Raw genomic sequence first — 20,091 nt, 5'->3', positions numbered from 1 at the left:
AGCTTGGGGTACGACTTGGATACCGAGACTAATTCGATTAACGTTTCGCTTTTCACTAAAACATATCCTCAAATCTTGTCGATAGCCGTTTAAATACCGCAAAACCAAGAAATACCGACACCACAGCAAAACAAAATAACCAACCCCAAACGCCAACACTCGGCAGATTACCCGCAAGCAATAACTCGCGGTAGGCAAATACAAAATGTGACAACGGGTTGTATTGCAAGATAACTTGTAGGCCCTCAGGCACTAGGTGCGGTGGGTAGATTACTGGGGTCAGGTAAAACCAAACCATCACTATCGGGGTGAGTATTTGTGCGACATCTTTTAAAAAGACCTGCAAACCTGCCAATAACAAACTAAGTCCAAGACAAAACCCACACTGAATCACATAAACCAACAAAACAATAGGCAACCATACAAATTCAATCGACTGCCCCAAAAACAAACGAATCACTAGCAGCGCAAATATCAGCCCAATAAAATGGATGGCGAATGGCACTATGACCTCGACGGCAACAAAAATACTACTCGGAATATAGATTTTTTTTAGCAAATCCTTATGCTTATCAATTGCATTAGTACCAGACACTAGCGCCTCGCTAAAGGCGACCCAAGGCCAAAGCCCCACCGCTAAAAAAGTAATAAAGTTTTGACCAGCCGCCGTATTAAATTTGATTTGAAAAATAATCTCGAAAACAAAATAATAAATCGCTAGCTGCAAAACAGGATTTAAAAACAGCCACAACACACCAAAGGTGCTATTCATGTAGCGGTTGCATACCTCTCTTCGACAAGCAGCCAAAAAAAAGCGCGCATAGGTCAATGCATTTGCTGTCATCTGTTCTGCGATTGAAAACTAAACACATCCAAATAAATTTGTGTTCTCACGGCACCTGCAGCGAGGCAACTGGCTACCGCATCATCAATCAGCGCCTGTCCACCACTAATATAAATATCAAACGCCGATAAGTCTTTGATGTCTTCGATAGCCGCGTGTTGCGGGTAGCCCGCACGACCCGCCCATTCATCGGTTGGACGAGAAACCACAGGCGTATACTGTAAATTGGGCAGCTTAGTGGCCAACTCATCCAATGCGGCGTCAAGAAATAAATAACTAGGATAACGTACGCCCCAATACAACAAAAATTGCCGTGATTCGTGTTGCTGTGCCTGTGTATCCAGCATAGCAAATAGCGGAGAAATACCAGTAGAAGTCGCAATCATTAGCACGGGGCGTTCGCTGTCTTGCAAAATAAAGGGGCCTAATGGTGCCTCAATTGTCCAAATCGTGCCTAGTGTTAAGTGCGAAAAAACATAATCGGAAAAAAAACCACCCGTTATATATTTAATATAAATCGTAATGACTTTTTTCTCTTCGTCATAATGCGCGATAGAGAAACTTCTGCGTTCCCCGTTTTCTAGCAATACATCAAGATATTGACCAGGTATAAAGGCAAACGTAATGCGCTCAGGCAAGGCCAGTTCAACTTGGTGAACCTCGTCGTCTAATTTGTTATTTTTGACCACCTTAACGGGAAACGTACTCACCGTAATCGGCGGTCTTGCGGGCTTATCTGTGCCTTCCTGCTGGTCTGCTGACAACGATGGTTCTTTCGCTTGCGTGTGGGTGCTAGTTGATTGCATATCGGCAGACTGTGCATCGGTAGCTACTGTATCAACTGTTAAATCAGGTAATTGCTGGCCAGACAGCACGACATCTGATTTGGCATAGGCTTGACAGAGCATCGTTTGGTATTTGAGCAAGTCGCCAACATCTTTGATTTCACGGCGATATTCAACCTCACCATGCTCAATTTCTTGCAAGCAACCAAAACATTGTGCATTTTTACAGCCATACGGCAAACGAACACCCTGAGACAGGGCGGCATCTAAAATGGTCTCATTTTCATCGACCTCGAATACTGTATTATCGTTTTTTAGTTTTACTGTATAACGCATAACACCCTCTTTTGTTATTTTATCATCAACTGATTGTCTAGATCACGGTTGTCCAGGTTAATCGCCAAATAGCCATAGGGCATCGCTGAGGGCTAAAAATCTCGCCTCAAACCGTTAACCAACTCAAACCCGTTACCGCCACCTTCAAACCATTACCCCGAGATAAACTAGGCGGCAGGCACGCTGACAGGCACGCTAGAAAAAAAGCCACATCACTGACTCCTCGACAATCGAGCGCCAGTGATATGGCTTGATGTTGCGATGGACTAGGGTTTGACCGACTCAACTCGCGCCCGTAATTTTTGACCCGATTTAAAGGTCACCACGCGGCGTGCTGAAATGTCAACTTCTTTACCTGTTTTCGGGTTACGCCCTGGGCGTACTGGCTTGTCACGTAACAAGAAATTACCAAAGCCAGAAATGCGAACGTTCTCGCCACTCTCTAACGATTTTCTAATTTCTTCAAAAATCTCATCAACCAAAACTTTGATTTCAGTTCTTTCGATATCGATTTTTTTTGCAATTGCTTCAACGATATCAGCTTTTGTTAGTGTCATTGTCATAATCAACCTCTCAATGTTGCGTTAAATTCAGTAGATAATTTGTTAGTTACTTCTTGGATAATCGCATCGGCTTGCGAATCCGTTAGGGTTTGCTTTTGGTCTTGTAAATAAATAGCAATGGCCATACTCTTCGTGTTTTTAGGAATATTCCTGCCAATATAAACGTCAAATAAACAGACATTTGTCACCAAGTCTTGAGACACTGATTTAATCGCCGCCAACAAATGTGCTGTTGCACAACGTTGTGCAACTAATACAGAAATATCGCGACGAATTTCAGGATACTTAGACAAAGGCTTCGCAACAGGAACGGGCTTATCTGTAATCGCATCGACGTCTATTTCAAACGCAAAAACCCGTGCACTGATTTCGAGTTTTTTCTGCACACTAGGGTGCAGAGCGCCAATAAATCCTATCACCTCATCACGATAGATTATATGCGCTGATTGCCCTGGATGCAACCAACTTTGCGTAGCGGGCGCAAAGGTTAGTGCGTCAAGCGGTACACCACACTGCATTAATATCGTCTCGATATCGCCTTTGCAATCAAAAAAATCAACCGTACGCTGTTGGTAGCCCCACTGCATCGGGTGCATTAACCCTGTCGCAACACCTGCTAACTTTCTGGTTTGAGTAATTGTGCCATCATCATTGCGGCAATACCCACTCCCAAATTCATACAGCCGCAACTCATTTTGTTGTCGATTTTTATTATAGGCCACCAACTTCACTAGGCTGGGTAATAAACTGGTGCGCATCACCCCCATCTCTTGAGAGATTGGGTTTCTCAGCGCCATACTGCCGTTTGTATCGGATAATAAATCAGCCAGCGCACTATCAACAAAACTATAACTAATCGCTTCGCTATAGCCTAAATTAACTAACGTGCTATGGATATCACCGCGTGACATCGATAACGACTGAGGCTTAGATGCTTCGCCAGACTCAGTAAAATGAATGGGGGCAACAGGAATATTATCATAACCCCAAACGCGAGCAAGCTCTTCAATCAAGTCAGGTGTTATTGACAAATCAAAGCGATAACTGGGTGGCACGACTTCATAACAGCCTTTATCCGTTTCTGATACCGTCATCCCTAACGCACGCAATATTTCAACAATGAGGCGCTTTGGAAACTTTGTCCCTAATAACTGATCGACTTGCTTTTGTCTGAGTGTAATTGTTGGCCTTGAGGGTAAATTGGCCTTATCTAAAGCGATGGTCTGTTGGTGTAACTGTCCGCCACAAATTTGCACAATGAGCTGTCCAGCACGCGCGATTGCTTGCGCCTGCATCGAATAATCGACCCCGCGTTCAAAGCGTTTGGAAGCATCGGTATGCAAACCAAGGCGCCGTGCCCGCCCCGCAATAGCGCTCGGCGCAAACCATGCCGATTCGAGCACGATTGTCGTGGTATCTGCTGACACTTCGCTATTCGCGCCGCCCATAATACCTGCCAAAGCAATGGGCTGCTGGCTATCCGCGATAACCAACATGTCTTTTGCCAAATCAATGGTTTTACCATCTAATAACGCCAATGACTCGGCAGGTTTTGCCCAACGGACCACAATATCGCCATCTATTTTTTGCGCATCGAAAGCATGCATTGGCGCCCCTAACTCCAACATCACGTAGTTGACCACATCAACGACTGGTGACACTGAGCGCACCCCAGCACGCCGCAATCGCTCTAAAAGCCACATGGGACAACTGGCGCGATTATTGATACCGCTAATGGTTTGTGCAATATACTGTGGACAAGCATCGATTGCCTCGAGCTTGACTTGGGGTGAATGCTTATCTGACTCTGACTCTGACTCTGACTCTGACTCTGACTCTGATTCTGAGCCTGAGCCCGAGTCTGAACCTGAGGCAATAGTCGCTGCGTTTTCTGACGTTATCGCCATCGCATTGGCTAAATCGACATTCACATTTAAGCTGGCAGCCAAATCTCGTGCAACACCCAACATCGAAAAACAGTCCCCACGGTTTGGGGTCAAACCAATTTCGATGATTTCATCGACTAAATCAAGGGCTTTTTCAACGGGCTCACCTACGGTCAATTCAGTAGGCAGCGCCATTAATCCCGTGCTTTTTTCAGCTAGCCCCAACTCGCTGGCCGAGCATAACATGCCACTAGATTCAACGCCACGGAGCTTTGTTTTTTTAATCTTTAGACCCTGTGGCATCACTGCGCCAACGACCGCCACAGGATAAACCCCGCCAACAGCAACATTGGGGGCGCCACAGACAATCTGCAAAGGCGTTTTTTCACCCACATCAACAGAGGCCACGCGAAGCTTATCCGCATCAGGGTGCGGCTCCAGTGCAACAACGCTGCCCACTACGATTTTATCCAACGCAGGCGCGGCAGATTGAATCGATTCAACCTCCAAACCCAGTGCGGTCAATTTCTCAGCAATTTTTTGGGTCGACAAATCTGTCTGTACAAATGAATTCAACCACTGTTTACTTATCAACATAACAATCAACCTGCCTATTTAAATTGATGCAAAAAACGCACATCGTTTTCAAAAAACAGGCGCAAATCTTTAACCTGATAACGTAGCATAGCCAACCGTTCAATCCCCATACCAAAAGCATAGCCACAGTATTTGCTCGAATCAATACCACCCGCTTCTAGTACTTTTGGATGCATCATGCCAGAGCCCAACACCTCAAGCCATCCTGAATCCCCGTAGGCCACATCGACCTCAGCCGAAGGCTCAGTAAACGGAAAATACGAGGGGCGAAATCGCACGCGCAAATCAGGTGTATCAAAAAAATCACGAAGAAATGCAATCAGCACTCCTTTTAAATCCGCAAAACTCACCGCCTCATCAATCCACATGCCTTCGATTTGATGGAACATCGGTGTGTGCGTCATGTCGGAATCACTACGGTAAACACGACCTGGTGCAATCATTCTTAGCGGCGGCTGCTGTGTTTTCATCGTGCGTATTTGCACATTAGACGTGTGCGTTCTCAATACCATTTCGTCATCAACATAAAACGTATCAGCCATATCGCGGGCAGGATGATCTTTGCTGATGTTTAGTGCTTCAAAATTATGAAAATCGTCTTCGATTTCAGGCCCTGTCTCAATAACAAAGCCATGACGCGTGAAAAAACGCTCGATTTTTTCGCGCGCCAAGGAAATAGGATGCCGGCTACCGATCTCTCGATAACGACCTGGCATTGTTATGTCTAAGCGCTCTCGGCGCAGTTGATAGGCCAACTGGTCTGCTTCAAGTGCTGCTTTTTTATCAATCAATGCCTGTTGAACTTGGGTTTTCATTTGATTGATTAGTTGTCCGAATTTTGGCTTTTCCTCAGCCGACAAGGCAGACAAATCTGTCATTTTTTGTGCAAAAAATCCTTTCTTCCCTAGCCATTCAACACGGATTTTATCTAGGTTATCCAGTCGCTTTTCCTGTGCAATCAGCGTAAGCGCCTGCGTTAGTAGTAATTCTAATTCTTTATCCATTGACTTACCTTGCAAATTGACTTATTCATGCGAACATCGCAATCGAATGCTGCAATCGGGCTACAGTGCACCTTGTAGTGCAATAGCTTGTAGACCAGTACCGCAGTCCAATCCCAGTCCAACCCGACGCAAATGATGCGTGACTGCCGCCCCCAAAACAACCAAAAGCACACCACATTAAGCAGTGTGCTTTTGTTCCTTGAGGCCGAAGCATATCCAAATCAGCCAATAAAATCAGCTGATTGCAGCCTTGGCTTTTTCTGCCAATTTAGCAAATGCAACCGCGTCATACACGGCAATATCAGCCAATACTTTGCGGTCAATTTCTATATTAGACTTCTTTAATCCATCGATAAATCGGCTATAAGATAAATCGCACTGTCGCGCCGCTGCATTAATACGCGCAATCCATAGCTGGCGAAACTGACGTTTTCTTTGCTTTCTATCACGGTAGGCATACTGCCCTGCTTTGATTACTGCTTGTTTGGCGCTTCTATAAGTCTTTCTACGAGCACCGTAGTAACCTTTTGCTTTATCTAATACTTTCTTGTGGCGCGCTCTCGCAGTCACACCTCTTTTTACTCTTGCCATTGTCTATTCTCCTAACAAGTTAAACGTTGGGTAACATTTGTTTGACAGCTGCCACATCACGTTGACAGACCATCATTCCCATGCGCAATTGACGCTTACGCTTCGTCGACTTTTTAGTCAGAATATGACGGCGATGCGATTGATTTCGTTTGAAACCACTCGCGGTCTTTTTAAAGCGCTTGGCGGCGCCTTTGTGTGTTTTTAGTTTTGACATAATGTTAACAACTCCGCATTGACGACTTTACCTAGTCGTTCGTTTATATTACTCAGTGCTATTTCTTTTTTGTCGGCGCCATGACCATGGTCATTTGCCGACCTTGCATATCCGCTTTTTGTTCTGTTGCGCCATATTCGGCCAAATCAGACTCCAAACGTTTCAGCAATTCTGCACCTAACTCTTGGTGAGCCATTTCACGACCGCGAAAGCGAATCGTTATTTTGACTTTATCACCGTCTTCTAGGAAACGTATCAGGTTGCGTAGTTTTACCTGATAATCCCCCACGTCAGTTCCTGGTCGGAACTTAACCTCTTTGACCTGAATTTGTTTTTGTTTTTTCTTGGCTTCGGCTTTTTTCTTTTGCAACTCATAACGGTACTTACCGTAATCCATGATTTTGCAAATGACACCGTCCTTATTGGCAGCAATTTCCACCAAGTCCAACTCAACACTTTCAGCACGGCTCAGGGCATCCGCTATCGGCACCACCCCCAGCTGCTCGCCATTCTCATCGATTAACCTGACAGAAGCATCTTTGATGGCTTCGTTAATTCGTGTTTCTTGCTCTTTAGCTATGACTCATTCTCCAGTATCGAAAAAATATTTTATTCAATACGTTACGTTAATTTTACTTATCTTGCGTTCGGAACAACTCAATGATTTCGTCGATTGTCATTGTTCCAACTGGCTCTTTTTGTCCGCGCTTTCTAAGATTTGCGGTACCTTGCTGCATTTCTTCACCGCCGACCACTAACAAATAAGGCGTTCGTTTTGCAACATGCTCGCGAATTTTATACCCAATCTTCTCATTTCTCAAGTCATTATTCACAATAAATCCTGCTTTTTGCATTTTTTCGGTCACCGCTAGGACATAATCGTTCTGTTTTTCTGAAATATTAAGCACCGTCGCTTGCACTGGCGCCAGCCAAAATGGGAAGTCGCCTGCGTAATGTTCAGTCAAAATACCAATAAAGCGCTCAAACGACCCCAGCGTTGCTCGATGCAGCATAACCGGCGTTTCGCGGTTACCCGCTTCGTTGATATAAGACGCACCTAATCGCTCAGGCATATTAAAGTCGACCTGTAGTGTGCCGCATTGCCAAACGCGACCAATGGCATCTTTTAGTGAAAACTCAATCTTAGGCCCATAAAATGCCCCCTCCCCTGGCAACGTCTCCCAGTCTACGCCTTGGCTATTGAGCGCATCGGCTAACGCTTGCTCAGACTTATCCCAAACGGCATCAGATCCAACGCGCTTTTCGGGTCGCGTTGACAATCGATAGAGAATCTCAGTAAACCCTAAATCCTCGTAAACCTGATGCAAAAAGTTAATAAAGGCAATACTCTCTGATTGAATTTGCGCAGGGGTACAGAAAATATGACCATCGTCTTGCACAAAGCCTCGCACTCGCATCAGCCCGTGCAATGCGCCCGACAACTCGTTGCGATGACAAGAACCAAACTCAGCCAATCGCAATGGTAATTCACGGTAGCTTTTTAAGCCTTGGTTAAACACCTGCACGTGACAAGGGCAATTCATCGGTTTGACCGCAAAGTCACGCGATTCACTTTGTGTCGTAAACATGGCATCGCTATACTTATCCCAATGCCCAGAACGTTCCCACAATGACCGATCTAAAATTTGTGGGGTTTTAATCTCTTGATAACCACTTAGCTGTTGCTGTTGGCGCATGTAACGCTCTAACTTTTGATAAACCATCCAGCCATTTGGATGCCAGAACACCATGCCTGGTGCTTCGTCCTGCATATGAAACAAATCCAGCGCCTTACCTAGCCTACGGTGGTCACGACGCTCGGCCTCTGCTTGGAGCTCCAAATGATTTTTTAGCGCTTTTTTATCCGCAAATGCGACTCCATAAATGCGCTGTAGCTGTTCATTGCTTGCATCACCACGCCAATACGCACCTGCCAGCTTGGTCAGCTTAAACGCCTTGCAATGCCCCATATTAGGCACATGTGGCCCACGGCACATATCGACATATTCTTGGTGATAATACAGCCCGACCGCAGTTACCGATGCGTCCATTTCATCGATTAATCGCACCTTGTAATCTTCGCCCCGCGCGACAAAAATCTCACGTGCCTCGGCTATCGGCGTCACACGCTTCAGCACGTCATAACCCGTTGCAGCCAGTGACTCCATCTGCGCTTCAATTTTCTCCATATCCTCTGGCGTAAAGCGGTGCGCGCTATGTACATCATAGTAAAACCCATTCTCAATCACTGGGCCAATCACCATCTGCGTCTCTGGGAACAATTGCTTAACCGCGTGACCAAACAAATGTGCACAACTATGGCGCATCACATCAACACCAGCCGCATCCTTTGTCGTTAACAAGGTGACCGCTGCATCGGCTGTAATCGGGTCGCACAAGTCCCGCTCAACGCCATTAACAGTGCCTGCAACTGCCGCCTTATAAAGCCCTGGACCAATTGACTGCGCGACATCTGCCAACGTTGTACCGACTGACATCTCCCGCACACTACCGTCGGGAAGCGTGATTTTAATCACCGTTACCTCTCATTATATTCTATTCTACTGACTAATTACATTATCTAATGGCAAACATGCACAGCGAAGCATAGCGAAACATACAGCTGACACATCTAAAATGCCACTAAAAACAAAGCGGATTATCATAACATAAAAGTCACCGCCCTCTGTAACACTATTTCGTTAAAATAATGTTCTCGTTGCTCCACTCGGAAAAATACACTACACTGGCAACTGAAGATCGGGTTTTTATTTGTTCAAGTTTGTTCAAGTTCATTTACGCCATGAGGAGCAAGCAACTGACAAGATGCTGACAAGTGTCTAATTCAACGAACGCCAAAATTTAAGCGCCCAATTTAAGCAACCAATCAAATCAATTAGGAGTATCAACACATGTCTATCGCCAAAGTCACCGAAATTATTGCCTCGTCTGAAACCAGCTTCGAACACGCGATCGAAAACGCGGTTGAGCGCGCCAACAAAACCATCGATGGCATGACGTCTGCTTGGGTCAAAGACCAAAGCGTCACCATCAAAGACGGCAAAATTGACGAATATCGCGTCAATCTGTGCATAACGTTTGTCTTAAAAGACTAAACAAGCACCAAAAAATAGCAACAAAACAGCACCATCATTACAATAAAATTCAAGCAGCATCAAGCAGCAGCGTTTGGCGCGCTTATCGCCATTCGCTTACCTGCTGTTTTTCGCTGTTTTGTTGCTATTTTTTAATCATTTCATGCACTGACAGCACTAACCTCACAACCAAACAGGCTAAAACCACGTGACAACTGACAGCGGCCACCCAAACACTTACTGCAAAAATAGTTAGATGCAATGTGTTAAACACCTTGATAATCGCTAAAAAACCTTCACCGTTTTGACACATTGTTATCTAGCGCTTTGTTTATCATTTGTCTTTTGAAAAACCTCTCCCCTTGCTTCCCTTCTTGCCTTCCTTCTTGCAACAAAAGCCATTAACAACAATGCCTAAAAACACCCACACTGCTCAGACTAATACTCAGACCACCACCCAGACTATCACTCAAGCGCTCACCCAAACGGCTGTTCAACCTTGGGCAGTATGGGCTATTTTTATGCTGATTTTTATGCTGGGCTGCTGGCTGAGACTGGACCAATTCACACAACAAATTCTTATTGATGATGAGTGGCATGCCATTTTCCGTATAGAAGAACTCTCTATCCGCCAGCTTTATCGAAATTTTGGTTACGCCGACCACAGCATCCCAATGACCATTTATTATGCGTTACTCGCCAAACTGACCACGGTAAACGAAACACTGATGCGGTTACCAGGGATGATTATCTCCATTGCCTTTATTGGCGCTGCATTTATCTACCTAAAAACCAAAAGCCCAGTGATTGCCTTACTGACCGCCTTATTTATCGCTTGCTCACCGCTACTCATCACTTACAGCCGTATCGCTCGTCCTTACGCCTTTGTTATCCCGTTTGCATGGGTTGCACTCGCGGCATTTACTTATTATTGGGAGCAAGCCAAAAGCCAGCGGCAGATTGTCATGAGTATCTGTTGCTATAGCCTATTTGCAGCCACGGCGATTTGGGCGCTCCCTGTTATCGGACCATTTGTTATCGCCCCGTTTATCTACTATGCAACGGCCAACCTTTGTCGGGATAAGTCACAGCTACTCACGCATTGCTGGCGTCTATGTAACATTGGCATCCCGTTTAGCCTACTGACACTCGTATTGATTCTACCGCCGCTGATTGGTTCGTTTGACTTACTTAGCGCCAAAGGCGGCAGAGACTTACCCACGCTCGAAACTTACCAACAGGTCGTTTATGTTTGGTTAGGCAACTCGCATACCCTTGTTACAACAGGGACCCTGCTACTTGCATTGATTGGACTGCCTGCGACCTTAACTCAATTCCCTATCGTGAGGTCAGCGCTGCTTGGCGCTTTGCTTATTTTACTGAGCATCTATCTATCCAAACCCGCTTGGGTATTTAATGAACTCACGTTTGGGCGTTATTTAATGGCTATTTTGCCATTACTCTTTTTATGTGCCAGTGTCGGCGCTTATCGCACGATTAATTTTCTCGCTAGGTTACGCCACTCGGCATTAAACAAATTAAAAAAATTAAACAAAAAAACGCCACCAAACACACACGAAAAACAGAGAGCCAAGAAAAAAAATATCTTAACCCAAGGAATTACACTGCCTTTAATCGCCATTATCAGCGTTGGCTTATTAAATGGACAGATTTATCAACACAGCATACTGCCAGCCTTCAAACAGCCAAATAACAGCAACACGGCCAGCGCTTATTATTACTTTTCGCCGAATCCTGAACGAAATTTAGTCCAACAGACAATTCAAGCCTTACCAACGCTCACGCTCCCGCAAGCAATCAAAAACAATCCTAAATATAACGGCAACCTTGTCCTAGCGCCGTTTTATTTTAGAAGCGATTACTGGGCAGGCCCCCGCTATGAAGCGGCACTTTCACAGCCCGTACTCCCTGGCTTTACCAACGGATTGTGCAATCCAGACACCGTTATTGGCGAATTATCTGCCCACCCCAAACGTAACTTACATTTTGACAATTTCGTACAACTCTCTCAAGAGAATGATTGGATAAACAAAGACATCCGCCTCTTCATCTGGCAAAAACCCGCCATGCGCCCAACGCGCTCGCACCCTGTCAGCTTTGACGCCTGTGATGCGCTGTTTGACAAATTTCCAGCGCTTTATGAGGATAAATATGTTAAAATTTTCGACATCGTCAATCAGCCTGAGCTGGTCAATCAAATGATTACGGCTAGCAAAGTACGCTAGGGATACTAGTATACTAGGCAGGCATACACACTAGACACGTCAAGGCATTCTCTGGTGAACTAATAAACTGACATTATCATGCTTAACGGACAAAAAATTATTGTTGTAATGCCCGCGTATCACGCAGGACTGACCTTGGAACAAACCTATCGTGAACTCCCGCACGACATTATCGATGAAGTCATCCTAGTCGATGACAATAGCCACGATAATACGGTGACGGTTGCTGAATCGCTAGGTATCACCGTCATTAAACACAATGAAAATCGTGGCTATGGTGGCAACCAAAAAACTTGCTATCAGACTGCTTTGGCGCATGGCGCTGATATTGTTGTTATGGTGCATCCAGACTATCAATACGACCCCAAATTAGCAGGCGCAATGATTAGCATGATTGCATCGGGCATTTATGATGCGGCATTGGGCTCAAGGATTTTAGGCGGCGGTGCGCTCAAAGGCGGTATGCCGTACTGGAAATACATTGCCAATCGATTCCTTACCGCATTTGAGAATTTATTACTCGGCGCAAAACTGTCTGAATATCACACAGGATATCGCGCATTTTCACGTGAATTGCTTGAAAACATCCCTTTTGATGACAATTCCGAAGATTTTGTCTTTGACAATCAAATGCTCGCCCAAGTTATTTTAGCCGACTATGCTTTGGGCGAGATTTCTGTCCCTACCAAGTATTTTGAAGCAGCAAGCTCAATTAATTTCAAACGCTCGGTTCAGTATGGTATTGGCGTTGTCGGCGTATCTATTGTAGGTTTATTGGCGCGCTGCAAACTTTGGTACCATCCTATTTTTTCATTCCTTAAAAAATAAATCGTGCTAAGGCAGATACTAAAATCGCATACCGTCCGATTTTTCTTACATACCCTAACGGGTGCATTAGCGACTATTGTGCACTACGCTATTATGTTTATTCTCCTCGCGACTGCATCCGTGACGCCACTCACTGCGAGTGGCATTGGCTTTATCGGCGGCGCGGTTACCAAATTTATTTTATCACAACGAAAAGTTTTTCATTCTAACGCCGCGTTTCGAGTCGTTGCCCCTAGATATTGTTTGGCAATCGCCATCCAGGCAACTTTGAACTATTTTTTACTCAAGCTACTCATTAGTTGGACTGATTTAATTTGGGTTTCCCAGATACTCACCACAGGTTGCATTACCTTTATCAATTACCTTATTTATTATTTTTGGGTATTCAAATAGACCGGCTCAGCAAAACTTAGCGTCTGCAAATATCATCTTCTGCAAATATCATCGCTTTATGTTATACTACAATTAGTATTTATTGATAAGCAATCAAATAACGACAAAACGACACGACGAATCTATACAAATCTATACATTTAACGCACGACATTTAACGCACTAACGCACGAGGAGGCTATGCAACTATACCCCACTATCGAAATTATCGGCGGTCAATGTGTCAACCTAAGACATACACCCAAAGCAACCCCAGAAATTTTTGACTTATCGCCAATTGATGCGGCAAAGCAATTTCAGGACGAAGGGGCCACTTATCTACAAGTCACCGATTTAGACGCCGCCTTTGGACACGGCAGTGATAACACAGCCGTCATTGAGCGCCTAATCGCCACCGTTGACATCCCCGTACAAGTCGCTGGCGGCATCCACTCAATGAGCATTGCTGACCAGTGGATTAATGCGGGCGCTGATCGCCTTATTATTGGCTCAGCGGCGGTTTTAAATCGACATGTTGTTGAACAACTAATCGTTAAATACCCAGAAAAAATTGTCGTTAGCCTTGATGTCAAAGCAGGCCACGTCGTGACCAACGGCTGGGAACGAACCTCCCAATTTACTGCCAGCGAATTAGCCAAATATTACGAAAATTTAGGCGTTGCAGCCATTATTTATACCGACATTGATCACTATCATGCAGGGACAGAGCTTAGCCTCGCCAACGTCACCGAACTAGCCAGCCAGGTGAGTTGCCCCGTCATTGCCAGCGGTGTCGCACTGAGTCTTGATGATATTGCGTACTTGCGTCAATTACCTAAAATTTACGGCGCGGTCGTTGGCTGGGCATTATTTAACCACGTCTTTACCTTGCCTGAGGCGTTAGCAATTGCCAATCAGCCATTTGTACGCGCTAAATTTATCTAACTTTTTATCTAACTTTCAATCGATGATTAAGACTCATCACCGCATTATAACCACTGTGCATTATAACCACCGCCGAACGGATTGTTTGTAGCGGTGGTAGTCTTTTTCAAACACACCAGCTAAATAGGTCTCTTCAGGACGAATCGCGATAAAGTAAACACCTAACATCGATAACGGCAGCAACAGAATAACCCAACCATTTAAGGCATAAAGGCCATAAAACCCTTGCAATAGCGCCATACCTAAATACATAGGGTTACGAGTAAAACGATAAACACCAGTGGTAATCAACTGCGGTGATGGCGTCCAAGGCTCTGGGTTCTGCCTTGTCTGAATAAAACGCACCAAACTATCACCAATCAATCCCGCCGCCGCTGCCCCGAAAAACACCAGCATCCAGCCTCGTACTGAATAAAGCGCATCGATAGACAAAGCCTGCCCCAAAGATAATGCAAACAACCATTCAAATGGCCATTCGCCCACCCATTTTTGCAGCGCCACACCGAATAAAATCACCGCCAGATAAATCAGTGGCGGGGGGAATTTAACTTTCGCCGCCTTCGTCTCTTTTGCGTTTTTTATTTTTTCGCTATTTTTGCTTTTATTCAATGAGTTAACCTTTTATTTACCCATATTAATGAACCATTCATTTACTTAGACTATTTGCAAAACCCATTGAAAGCATCCATAAATCTACCCATGAATCCATTGCCAATGATATCTTTTTTACAGGGCTTTTTACAGGGCGCTGATTTGTGCTTCTTTACACAATCCACCACGTAGGTTAATCGACACGCTGAATTTGGTACACACCACCGCGGCGTTCGTCCGTCAATAACCACAGCGCCCCATCAGGTGATTGCCGAATATCCCTAATGCGCTGATTAAATTCGGAGAGGAGCCGCTCTATTTCGGTTAATTCATATCCGTCATCGGCTTCAACCACAGCAACACGTGAAATCAGTCGATGCGCCAATGCCCCATTCAACAACTGTCCCTGCCACTCAGGAAACGCATCACCAGTATAAAAAATCATGCCACTAGGGGCAATCGATGGCGTCCATTGAAGTAGCGGTGACACCATGCCTGGCAACTCGGGGTTATCGGTGATTTTCGTGCCAATATAATTAACACCAAAGGTCGCTAATGGCCAGCCATAGTTTGCGCCTGCTTCGATACGGTTAATTTCATCACCACCGCGTGGACCATGTTCATTAATCCAGATTTCGCCCGTATCAGGATGTATCGCCATTCCTTGCGGATTGCGATGCCCTGTACTGTAGATTGCATCTAAAACACGGCTGTCACCCACAAACGGATTATCTGTAGGAATTTGTCCATCGTCGTGCAGTCTAATGATGCTGCCTGCGTGATCCAGTCCATCTTGCGCGCGATTCCGCTCGCCTCGATCACCAATACTCAGATACAAGTCGCCCTGTTTGTCGAAGTGCAGCCGCCCGCCAAAGTGCTGACCTGCCCGCGAGCGAGGCAGTGCCTCAAACAGCATTTCCACGTTCTGCAGCGCGTTATCTTGGTATTTCGCACGCATCAATCGCGTGGTAAATCCAGCATCCGTTTCATCCACAAAAGACAAATACAGCCACCGATTTTCTGCAAAATTGGGGTGCAACGCAATATCTAATAACCCACCTTGCCCATGCGCGGCTACCGCTGGCAATCCAGCAATTGCATCAGATGTTAGCTGATAGGGATTTTCTGGGTTTTCTGTTTTTTCAATCAATCGTAACCGCCCAGCGCGCTCAGTCACTAACGCATCACCATTGGGTAAAAAAGCAATCGACCAAGGATTAGCCAAACCTGTTGCCACTGTTACCAATTTCAGCGAATACGCTTTTGTCTGAAAAACGTCGTCTGCCTTTGACGCACTCAGCGAGAGAAACAACAACCACACTACGCCAAACAAACCCCCAAACGCTTTTGAGTACCGCGGGGTTTTCGCCTGTTTCAATCGCATCGATTCACCTCTCTTAAATCAGTCACCACAAATCATTTATCGCAAATCATTTATCGCAAATCATTTATCATTTACTATGATTGTCATTATGGCAAAATTTCTGTCTACTGCCAAATTATCTTAAATTATCTCAGTTTATCTTGGCTTACGGCTTGATTTCTGGGCGACAATCCGATACAAAAGCTACTTGAAAAATACTCCGTTTTTTGTGGGCAGATCAGACACAACCGCTACCGATTTTTTAGCGACTTACGCCGACCATGGCTATGTCCAGCGCAAATTTGCCCAATTCGCCACCTGTTTACGCGGTAAATTGTAAGGTGTGTTATGGCACCGAAGGTAACAGCATAGCAAGGTAAGATACCAAGGCAAGATACAAAGGTAAGACAACCTGTTGACAGGCATGACTTTACCGTCTATTGATACTGAATCAGCATAATAAAATAAAGCCCAAAATGCCGTTACAGATTAGCGTTACGAATTAGCGTTGCAGCTGCGATTACGATAGTAGCGATGCACCCCTGCAAACACAAGCATCATACTCACTAGCAGCGACCACCAGTTCAGCGCAGTAACACTGCGGGGTAGCGGCGTACTACGCAAAAAACAAGACCCTTGTGGATTGGTTGCCGCATCGACAAAAGCAGCACCTATATTGCCCTGATTTGATGGATAAGCCATCGCATTAAATGGCGAAACATCTGCCATACTAAATACACACGCACCCACGCTCTCCGTTATAGGAATAATAAATCCCACGTCATTACCATCGCCACTGCGATAAATTACATTGCCATCTGGCACTCCAGTAAATGGTGAATAAGCGCCCCCTCGTATAACACCTGGGAAACTGGCCGCCAAAGGCGATGCTGTCAACACAAAATTTTCTATTCCATTATTAACGAATGCCCCTGTTCCACCGATTACCGAGGGATCGAAGGTGTTATTTACTACGCTGACCAGATTGTTGATATTTTCCGTGGAAACACCACCATTGCCGCAACAGCCATCGAAAAACAGCACAAACGAGGTAGACGCTTGGCTATCGATCGCCGCCTGTAACGTGGCCATTTCATCTGGCGCCAACCCATAATACGTTGCACCAATGACGACCACATCATAGCCTGAAAAATCAGGTGTTGGCACCGTAGCTAAGGCGCCTAAGGTGTTTCGTGCATCCGTTACCGTCCAACTGGCATCACTGCTAAACTCTGCATACAAATTATTGGTTGCAAGAATGCCGTCATTACGTGACTCCATTGTCGTTGCGACCAAAATATTAACCTGCGCATAGCCCTGCATCGCAGATAGCATAAAAAACGCCCCAATCACCCACCGCACCACTACATTATTTATATTTTTCATCAGCTTATTTCTCACAAAACCATTCTTAAAACGGTTACCCACTAACCTTACTGGCCCAACCTATTTATGACCCACATTATCCTTTAAAGCAAGATTAACGCTAAAATTTAAGAAAACTATCGCATTGTATCACAGCCCTCAGAACTGACAACTATCCGCTGACACGACTCACTGATCGCACGTGACAACGATAGCACCGAAACGAACTAATTGACGAACTAATTGGCCGCTTGGCTTAACAGCCATTCTTTAAATTTGATAATTTTTTCATCTTGCATTTTCTCTTGTGGAATCGCCATAAAATAGTACGGCTTTGAATGTAGTGGTCGGCTATGGATTTGTTTTAATTGACCGCGTTTGAGTTCCTCACGAATCAAAAATTCAGGAATCAACGCAATCCCAAGCCCTGCAATCGCTGCATGAATGAGAATTTGAAAATTCTCAAACACCAACCCAGATTGTGGCGGTGGCGCTGAGCGATTTACACTGGCAAACCAATCATGCCACAAATTAGGACGAATTAGAAACGTCAGTAGCGGGGCTTTTTCAATTTGGTTGAGCGTGAGTTTTTCCTCCTCAACCAACTGCGGCGAAGCCACCGCGATTAAATGCTCGTCCATAATGTTGTAACACATGACCTCATCCTGCGCGACTTCATTAAAACTAATGACAATATCATACGGCATCTGAGTAAAATCTATTTTACCCAGCTCAGTCGTCAATTTTAGGCGTATTTCAGGGTGACGCTGATACAAATCTGGCATTAATGGCACCAAAAACCGCGCCGAAAAAGTCGGTAATACCCCGATATGAATTTCATCAAACGTCGATTCAAAATTGCGCACGGTTAGCGTCAGCTTGTCGATTTCTTTTAAAATGCGTTTCGCATTTTTAAAGTAAATCTCGCCAGCAGCAGTTAAGCGAATACGCTGGCGCTCACGAACAAACAACTCCACCCCGAGATAAATTTCTAATAATTTGATTTGTTTACTGATTGCAGCTTGCGTCACGTGCAAGTGCTGCGAAGCAACGGTAAAATTAAGGTATTCTGCTGCCGTCACAAAATAACGCAGCGCCGTGGTGCTCGGTTGCATAAGAAAAACTCCTTAATCTTGCTTTTTTTGATAATTAAAAGTTATTATACACTAACAATATATCGCTTGCACCTTTACCTTCAAGTGCTATGATAAAGCCAATATCATTAACGATGGAGACCACCATGAACCCTACAACACGCGACGCTTTCATGCCAGTTTATGCCCCGCCTGATATCTTATTTACTCGGGGTGAGGGGTGCTATCTATTCACCGACACCAATGACAAATACTTAGACTTTACGACAGGCATTGCCGTCAATTGCTTGGGGCACAGCCATCCGCATATTGTCAAGGCACTCAAGGACCAATCGGACAAACTATGGCATTTGTCTAATATGTTTCGTATTGAATCCGCCGAAACACTGGCTAGCCGTTTAGCGGCATTGACGTTTGCTGACGTGATGTTTTTTGCCAACTCTGGGGCAGAGGCTAATGAATGTGGTCTCAAAGCCATGCGGCGTTACCATTATGACAAAGGCGACAAACAACGCACCCGAATCATCGGCATGACGCATTCCTTTCACGGTCGCACGATTGCCACGGTTTGTGCTTCAGGCAATAAAAGCTACATGGCGGGTTTTATTCCTAACGACTATGGCTTTGACCAAGTCGAATTTGGCGATATTGATGCACTCAAAGCCACCATCACAGACGAAACCGCAGGGATTATTCTAGAACCTATCCAAGGCGAAGGCGGTATCAATGTCGCCGACAAAGCCTACCTACAGGCCGTACGCGATTTGTGCGATGCCGAGGGTATCTTGTTGATGTTTGATGAAGTACAGTGCGGCGCAGGCCGCACGGGTTACCTATACGCCTACGAAGCCCTCGGTGTCACACCCGATGTATTAACCAGCGCCAAAGGCATTGGTGGCGGCTTTCCTGTTGGCGTTTGCATGGCAACCAATGCCGTTGGTCAACATATGGTCGTTGGCACGCATGGCTCGACTTTTGGTGGCAACCCACTTGCTACCGCTGTTAGCAATGCCGTATTAGACATCATCAGCGACCCCGCGTTTTTAACACAAGTCCGTGACAACGGCGAGTATTTACGAGCAGCGCTCACTCAACTCGCCAACAAGTACCCGCACGTCTACGGACAAGTCACTGGTTTAGGCTTAATGGTTGGGCTCAAAGTGACCCCACCCAACACCGAACTGTTAACAATGCTACGCAACGAACACCACATACTGGTAGTCAAGGCTGGCGGTAATTCGCTACGCCTATTGCCGCCGTTAATTGTGAGCAAAGCCGAAATCGATCAGCTGATTAATGCACTAGACCAAGTCGCACAAACCTACCAACCCAGTTGATGACAAATTAGTTGATGACAAATTAGTTGATGACA

General features: G+C 45.3%; 19 protein-coding genes. 6 read left to right on the top strand and 13 right to left on the bottom strand.

Going from position 1 to position 20,091, the window contains the following annotated elements:
• Nucleotides 1-55: 55 nt before the first annotated feature.
• The 9 genes from GCU85_RS08640 to thrS form a co-directional block, all read right to left on the bottom strand.
• The gene (locus GCU85_RS08640) at nt 56-844 is read right to left on the bottom strand and encodes an ABC transporter permease (RefSeq protein ID WP_152810782.1); all 789 of its coding nucleotides are present in this window, start codon (nt 842-844) and stop codon (nt 56-58) included.
• Nucleotides 841-1,965 (bottom strand): 2Fe-2S iron-sulfur cluster-binding protein, encoded by a 1,125-nt coding sequence (locus GCU85_RS08635; RefSeq protein ID WP_152810781.1) that lies wholly within the window; start codon nt 1,963-1,965, stop codon nt 841-843. Before GCU85_RS08635 ends, GCU85_RS08640 begins: the two co-directional genes overlap by 4 nt.
• Nucleotides 1,966-2,231: 266 nt before the next feature.
• A complete protein-coding gene (locus GCU85_RS08630; RefSeq protein ID WP_152810780.1) occupies nt 2,232-2,522 on the bottom strand; it encodes an integration host factor subunit alpha in 291 nt (96 codons plus the stop codon).
• A gap of 8 nt (nt 2,523-2,530) precedes the next feature.
• On the bottom strand, nt 2,531-5,011 hold the full coding sequence (gene pheT / locus GCU85_RS08625; protein ID WP_152810779.1) for a phenylalanine--tRNA ligase subunit beta: 2,481 nt from the start codon (nt 5,009-5,011) through the stop codon (nt 2,531-2,533).
• A gap of 14 nt (nt 5,012-5,025) precedes the next feature.
• Complete coding sequence (gene pheS, locus GCU85_RS08620) at nt 5,026-6,015, bottom strand: phenylalanine--tRNA ligase subunit alpha (RefSeq protein WP_152810778.1); 990 nt, start codon at nt 6,013-6,015, stop codon at nt 5,026-5,028.
• Nucleotides 6,016-6,249: 234 nt separating this feature from the next.
• Nucleotides 6,250-6,606: a 50S ribosomal protein L20 gene (gene rplT / locus GCU85_RS08615; protein WP_152810777.1), complete on the bottom strand. Its 357-nt coding sequence runs from the start codon at nt 6,604-6,606 to the stop codon at nt 6,250-6,252.
• Between the two features lie 19 nt (nt 6,607-6,625).
• Nucleotides 6,626-6,820 (bottom strand): 50S ribosomal protein L35, encoded by a 195-nt coding sequence (rpmI, locus tag GCU85_RS08610; protein WP_152810776.1) that lies wholly within the window; start codon nt 6,818-6,820, stop codon nt 6,626-6,628.
• Between the two features lie 58 nt (nt 6,821-6,878).
• Nucleotides 6,879-7,400, bottom strand: a complete 522-nt coding sequence (gene infC / locus GCU85_RS08605) for a translation initiation factor IF-3 (RefSeq protein WP_328592822.1) — start codon at nt 7,398-7,400, stop codon at nt 6,879-6,881.
• 52 nt (nt 7,401-7,452) lie between these two features.
• Entirely contained in the window at nt 7,453-9,357 is a 1,905-nt protein-coding gene (thrS, locus tag GCU85_RS08600) for a threonine--tRNA ligase (RefSeq protein ID WP_328592819.1), read from the bottom strand.
• 375 nt (nt 9,358-9,732) lie between these two features.
• On the opposite strand from thrS, the gene GCU85_RS08595 reads away from it, so the two are divergent.
• From GCU85_RS08595 to GCU85_RS08575, 5 genes are all read left to right on the top strand, one after another.
• Entirely contained in the window at nt 9,733-9,936 is a 204-nt protein-coding gene (locus GCU85_RS08595) for a dodecin family protein (RefSeq protein ID WP_152810775.1), read from the top strand.
• A gap of 389 nt (nt 9,937-10,325) precedes the next feature.
• A complete protein-coding gene (locus GCU85_RS08590; RefSeq protein ID WP_152810774.1) occupies nt 10,326-12,161 on the top strand; it encodes a glycosyltransferase family protein in 1,836 nt (611 codons plus the stop codon).
• Nucleotides 12,162-12,239: 78 nt separating this feature from the next.
• Entirely contained in the window at nt 12,240-12,989 is a 750-nt protein-coding gene (locus GCU85_RS08585) for a glycosyltransferase family 2 protein (RefSeq protein ID WP_152810773.1), read from the top strand.
• 3 nt (nt 12,990-12,992) lie between these two features.
• On the top strand, nt 12,993-13,382 hold the full coding sequence (locus GCU85_RS08580; RefSeq protein ID WP_152810772.1) for a GtrA family protein: 390 nt from the start codon (nt 12,993-12,995) through the stop codon (nt 13,380-13,382).
• 180 nt (nt 13,383-13,562) lie between these two features.
• Nucleotides 13,563-14,306 (top strand): 1-(5-phosphoribosyl)-5-[(5-phosphoribosylamino)methylideneamino]imidazole-4-carboxamide isomerase, encoded by a 744-nt coding sequence (locus GCU85_RS08575; RefSeq protein ID WP_152810771.1) that lies wholly within the window; start codon nt 13,563-13,565, stop codon nt 14,304-14,306.
• Between the two features lie 60 nt (nt 14,307-14,366).
• Here GCU85_RS08575 and GCU85_RS08570 read toward each other — a convergent pair whose 3' ends face one another.
• The 4 genes from GCU85_RS08570 to GCU85_RS08555 all read right to left on the bottom strand — a co-directional run bounded on the left by GCU85_RS08570 (nt 14,367) and on the right by GCU85_RS08555 (nt 18,740).
• A complete protein-coding gene (locus GCU85_RS08570; RefSeq protein WP_152810770.1) occupies nt 14,367-14,915 on the bottom strand; it encodes a methyltransferase family protein in 549 nt (182 codons plus the stop codon).
• Nucleotides 14,916-15,090: 175 nt separating this feature from the next.
• Complete coding sequence (locus GCU85_RS08565; RefSeq protein WP_152810769.1) at nt 15,091-16,281, bottom strand: PQQ-dependent sugar dehydrogenase; 1,191 nt, start codon at nt 16,279-16,281, stop codon at nt 15,091-15,093.
• Nucleotides 16,282-16,755: 474 nt separating this feature from the next.
• Complete coding sequence (locus tag GCU85_RS08560) at nt 16,756-17,646, bottom strand: hypothetical protein (RefSeq protein WP_152810768.1); 891 nt, start codon at nt 17,644-17,646, stop codon at nt 16,756-16,758.
• A 218-nt stretch (nt 17,647-17,864) separates the two neighbouring features.
• On the bottom strand, nt 17,865-18,740 hold the full coding sequence (locus GCU85_RS08555) for a LysR family transcriptional regulator (RefSeq protein ID WP_152810767.1): 876 nt from the start codon (nt 18,738-18,740) through the stop codon (nt 17,865-17,867).
• Nucleotides 18,741-18,865: 125 nt separating this feature from the next.
• On the opposite strand from GCU85_RS08555, the gene GCU85_RS08550 reads away from it, so the two are divergent.
• A complete protein-coding gene (locus GCU85_RS08550) occupies nt 18,866-20,056 on the top strand; it encodes an aspartate aminotransferase family protein (protein ID WP_152810766.1) in 1,191 nt (396 codons plus the stop codon).
• Nucleotides 20,057-20,091 lie beyond the last annotated feature (35 nt).

Origin of the sequence: Ostreibacterium oceani, assembly GCF_009362845.1 — a bacterium.
Lineage (GTDB): Bacteria > Pseudomonadota > Gammaproteobacteria > Cardiobacteriales > Ostreibacteriaceae > Ostreibacterium > Ostreibacterium oceani.
Note: the sequence above shows the minus strand (reverse complement) of the source record. Positions and strands in the feature narration are given on the sequence as shown.

Coding starts and splice junctions, on each gene's coding strand:
- GCU85_RS08590 (WP_152810774.1), top strand. CDS start 10,326: ATGCCTAAAAACACCCACACTGCTCAGACTAATACTCAGACCACCACC.
- rplT (WP_152810777.1), bottom strand. CDS start 6,606: ATGGCAAGAGTAAAAAGAGGTGTGACTGCGAGAGCGCGCCACAAGAAA.
- GCU85_RS08640 (WP_152810782.1), bottom strand. CDS start 844: ATGACAGCAAATGCATTGACCTATGCGCGCTTTTTTTTGGCTGCTTGT.
- GCU85_RS08560 (WP_152810768.1), bottom strand. CDS start 17,646: ATGAAAAATATAAATAATGTAGTGGTGCGGTGGGTGATTGGGGCGTTT.
- GCU85_RS08635 (WP_152810781.1), bottom strand. CDS start 1,965: ATGCGTTATACAGTAAAACTAAAAAACGATAATACAGTATTCGAGGTC.
- GCU85_RS08595 (WP_152810775.1), top strand. CDS start 9,733: ATGTCTATCGCCAAAGTCACCGAAATTATTGCCTCGTCTGAAACCAGC.
- GCU85_RS08630 (WP_152810780.1), bottom strand. CDS start 2,522: ATGACACTAACAAAAGCTGATATCGTTGAAGCAATTGCAAAAAAAATC.
- GCU85_RS08555 (WP_152810767.1), bottom strand. CDS start 18,740: ATGCAACCGAGCACCACGGCGCTGCGTTATTTTGTGACGGCAGCAGAA.
- GCU85_RS08550 (WP_152810766.1), top strand. CDS start 18,866: ATGAACCCTACAACACGCGACGCTTTCATGCCAGTTTATGCCCCGCCT.
- rpmI (WP_152810776.1), bottom strand. CDS start 6,820: ATGTCAAAACTAAAAACACACAAAGGCGCCGCCAAGCGCTTTAAAAAG.
- GCU85_RS08565 (WP_152810769.1), bottom strand. CDS start 16,281: ATGCGATTGAAACAGGCGAAAACCCCGCGGTACTCAAAAGCGTTTGGG.
- GCU85_RS08575 (WP_152810771.1), top strand. CDS start 13,563: ATGCAACTATACCCCACTATCGAAATTATCGGCGGTCAATGTGTCAAC.
- pheS (WP_152810778.1), bottom strand. CDS start 6,015: ATGGATAAAGAATTAGAATTACTACTAACGCAGGCGCTTACGCTGATT.
- pheT (WP_152810779.1), bottom strand. CDS start 5,011: ATGTTGATAAGTAAACAGTGGTTGAATTCATTTGTACAGACAGATTTG.
- GCU85_RS08585 (WP_152810773.1), top strand. CDS start 12,240: ATGCTTAACGGACAAAAAATTATTGTTGTAATGCCCGCGTATCACGCA.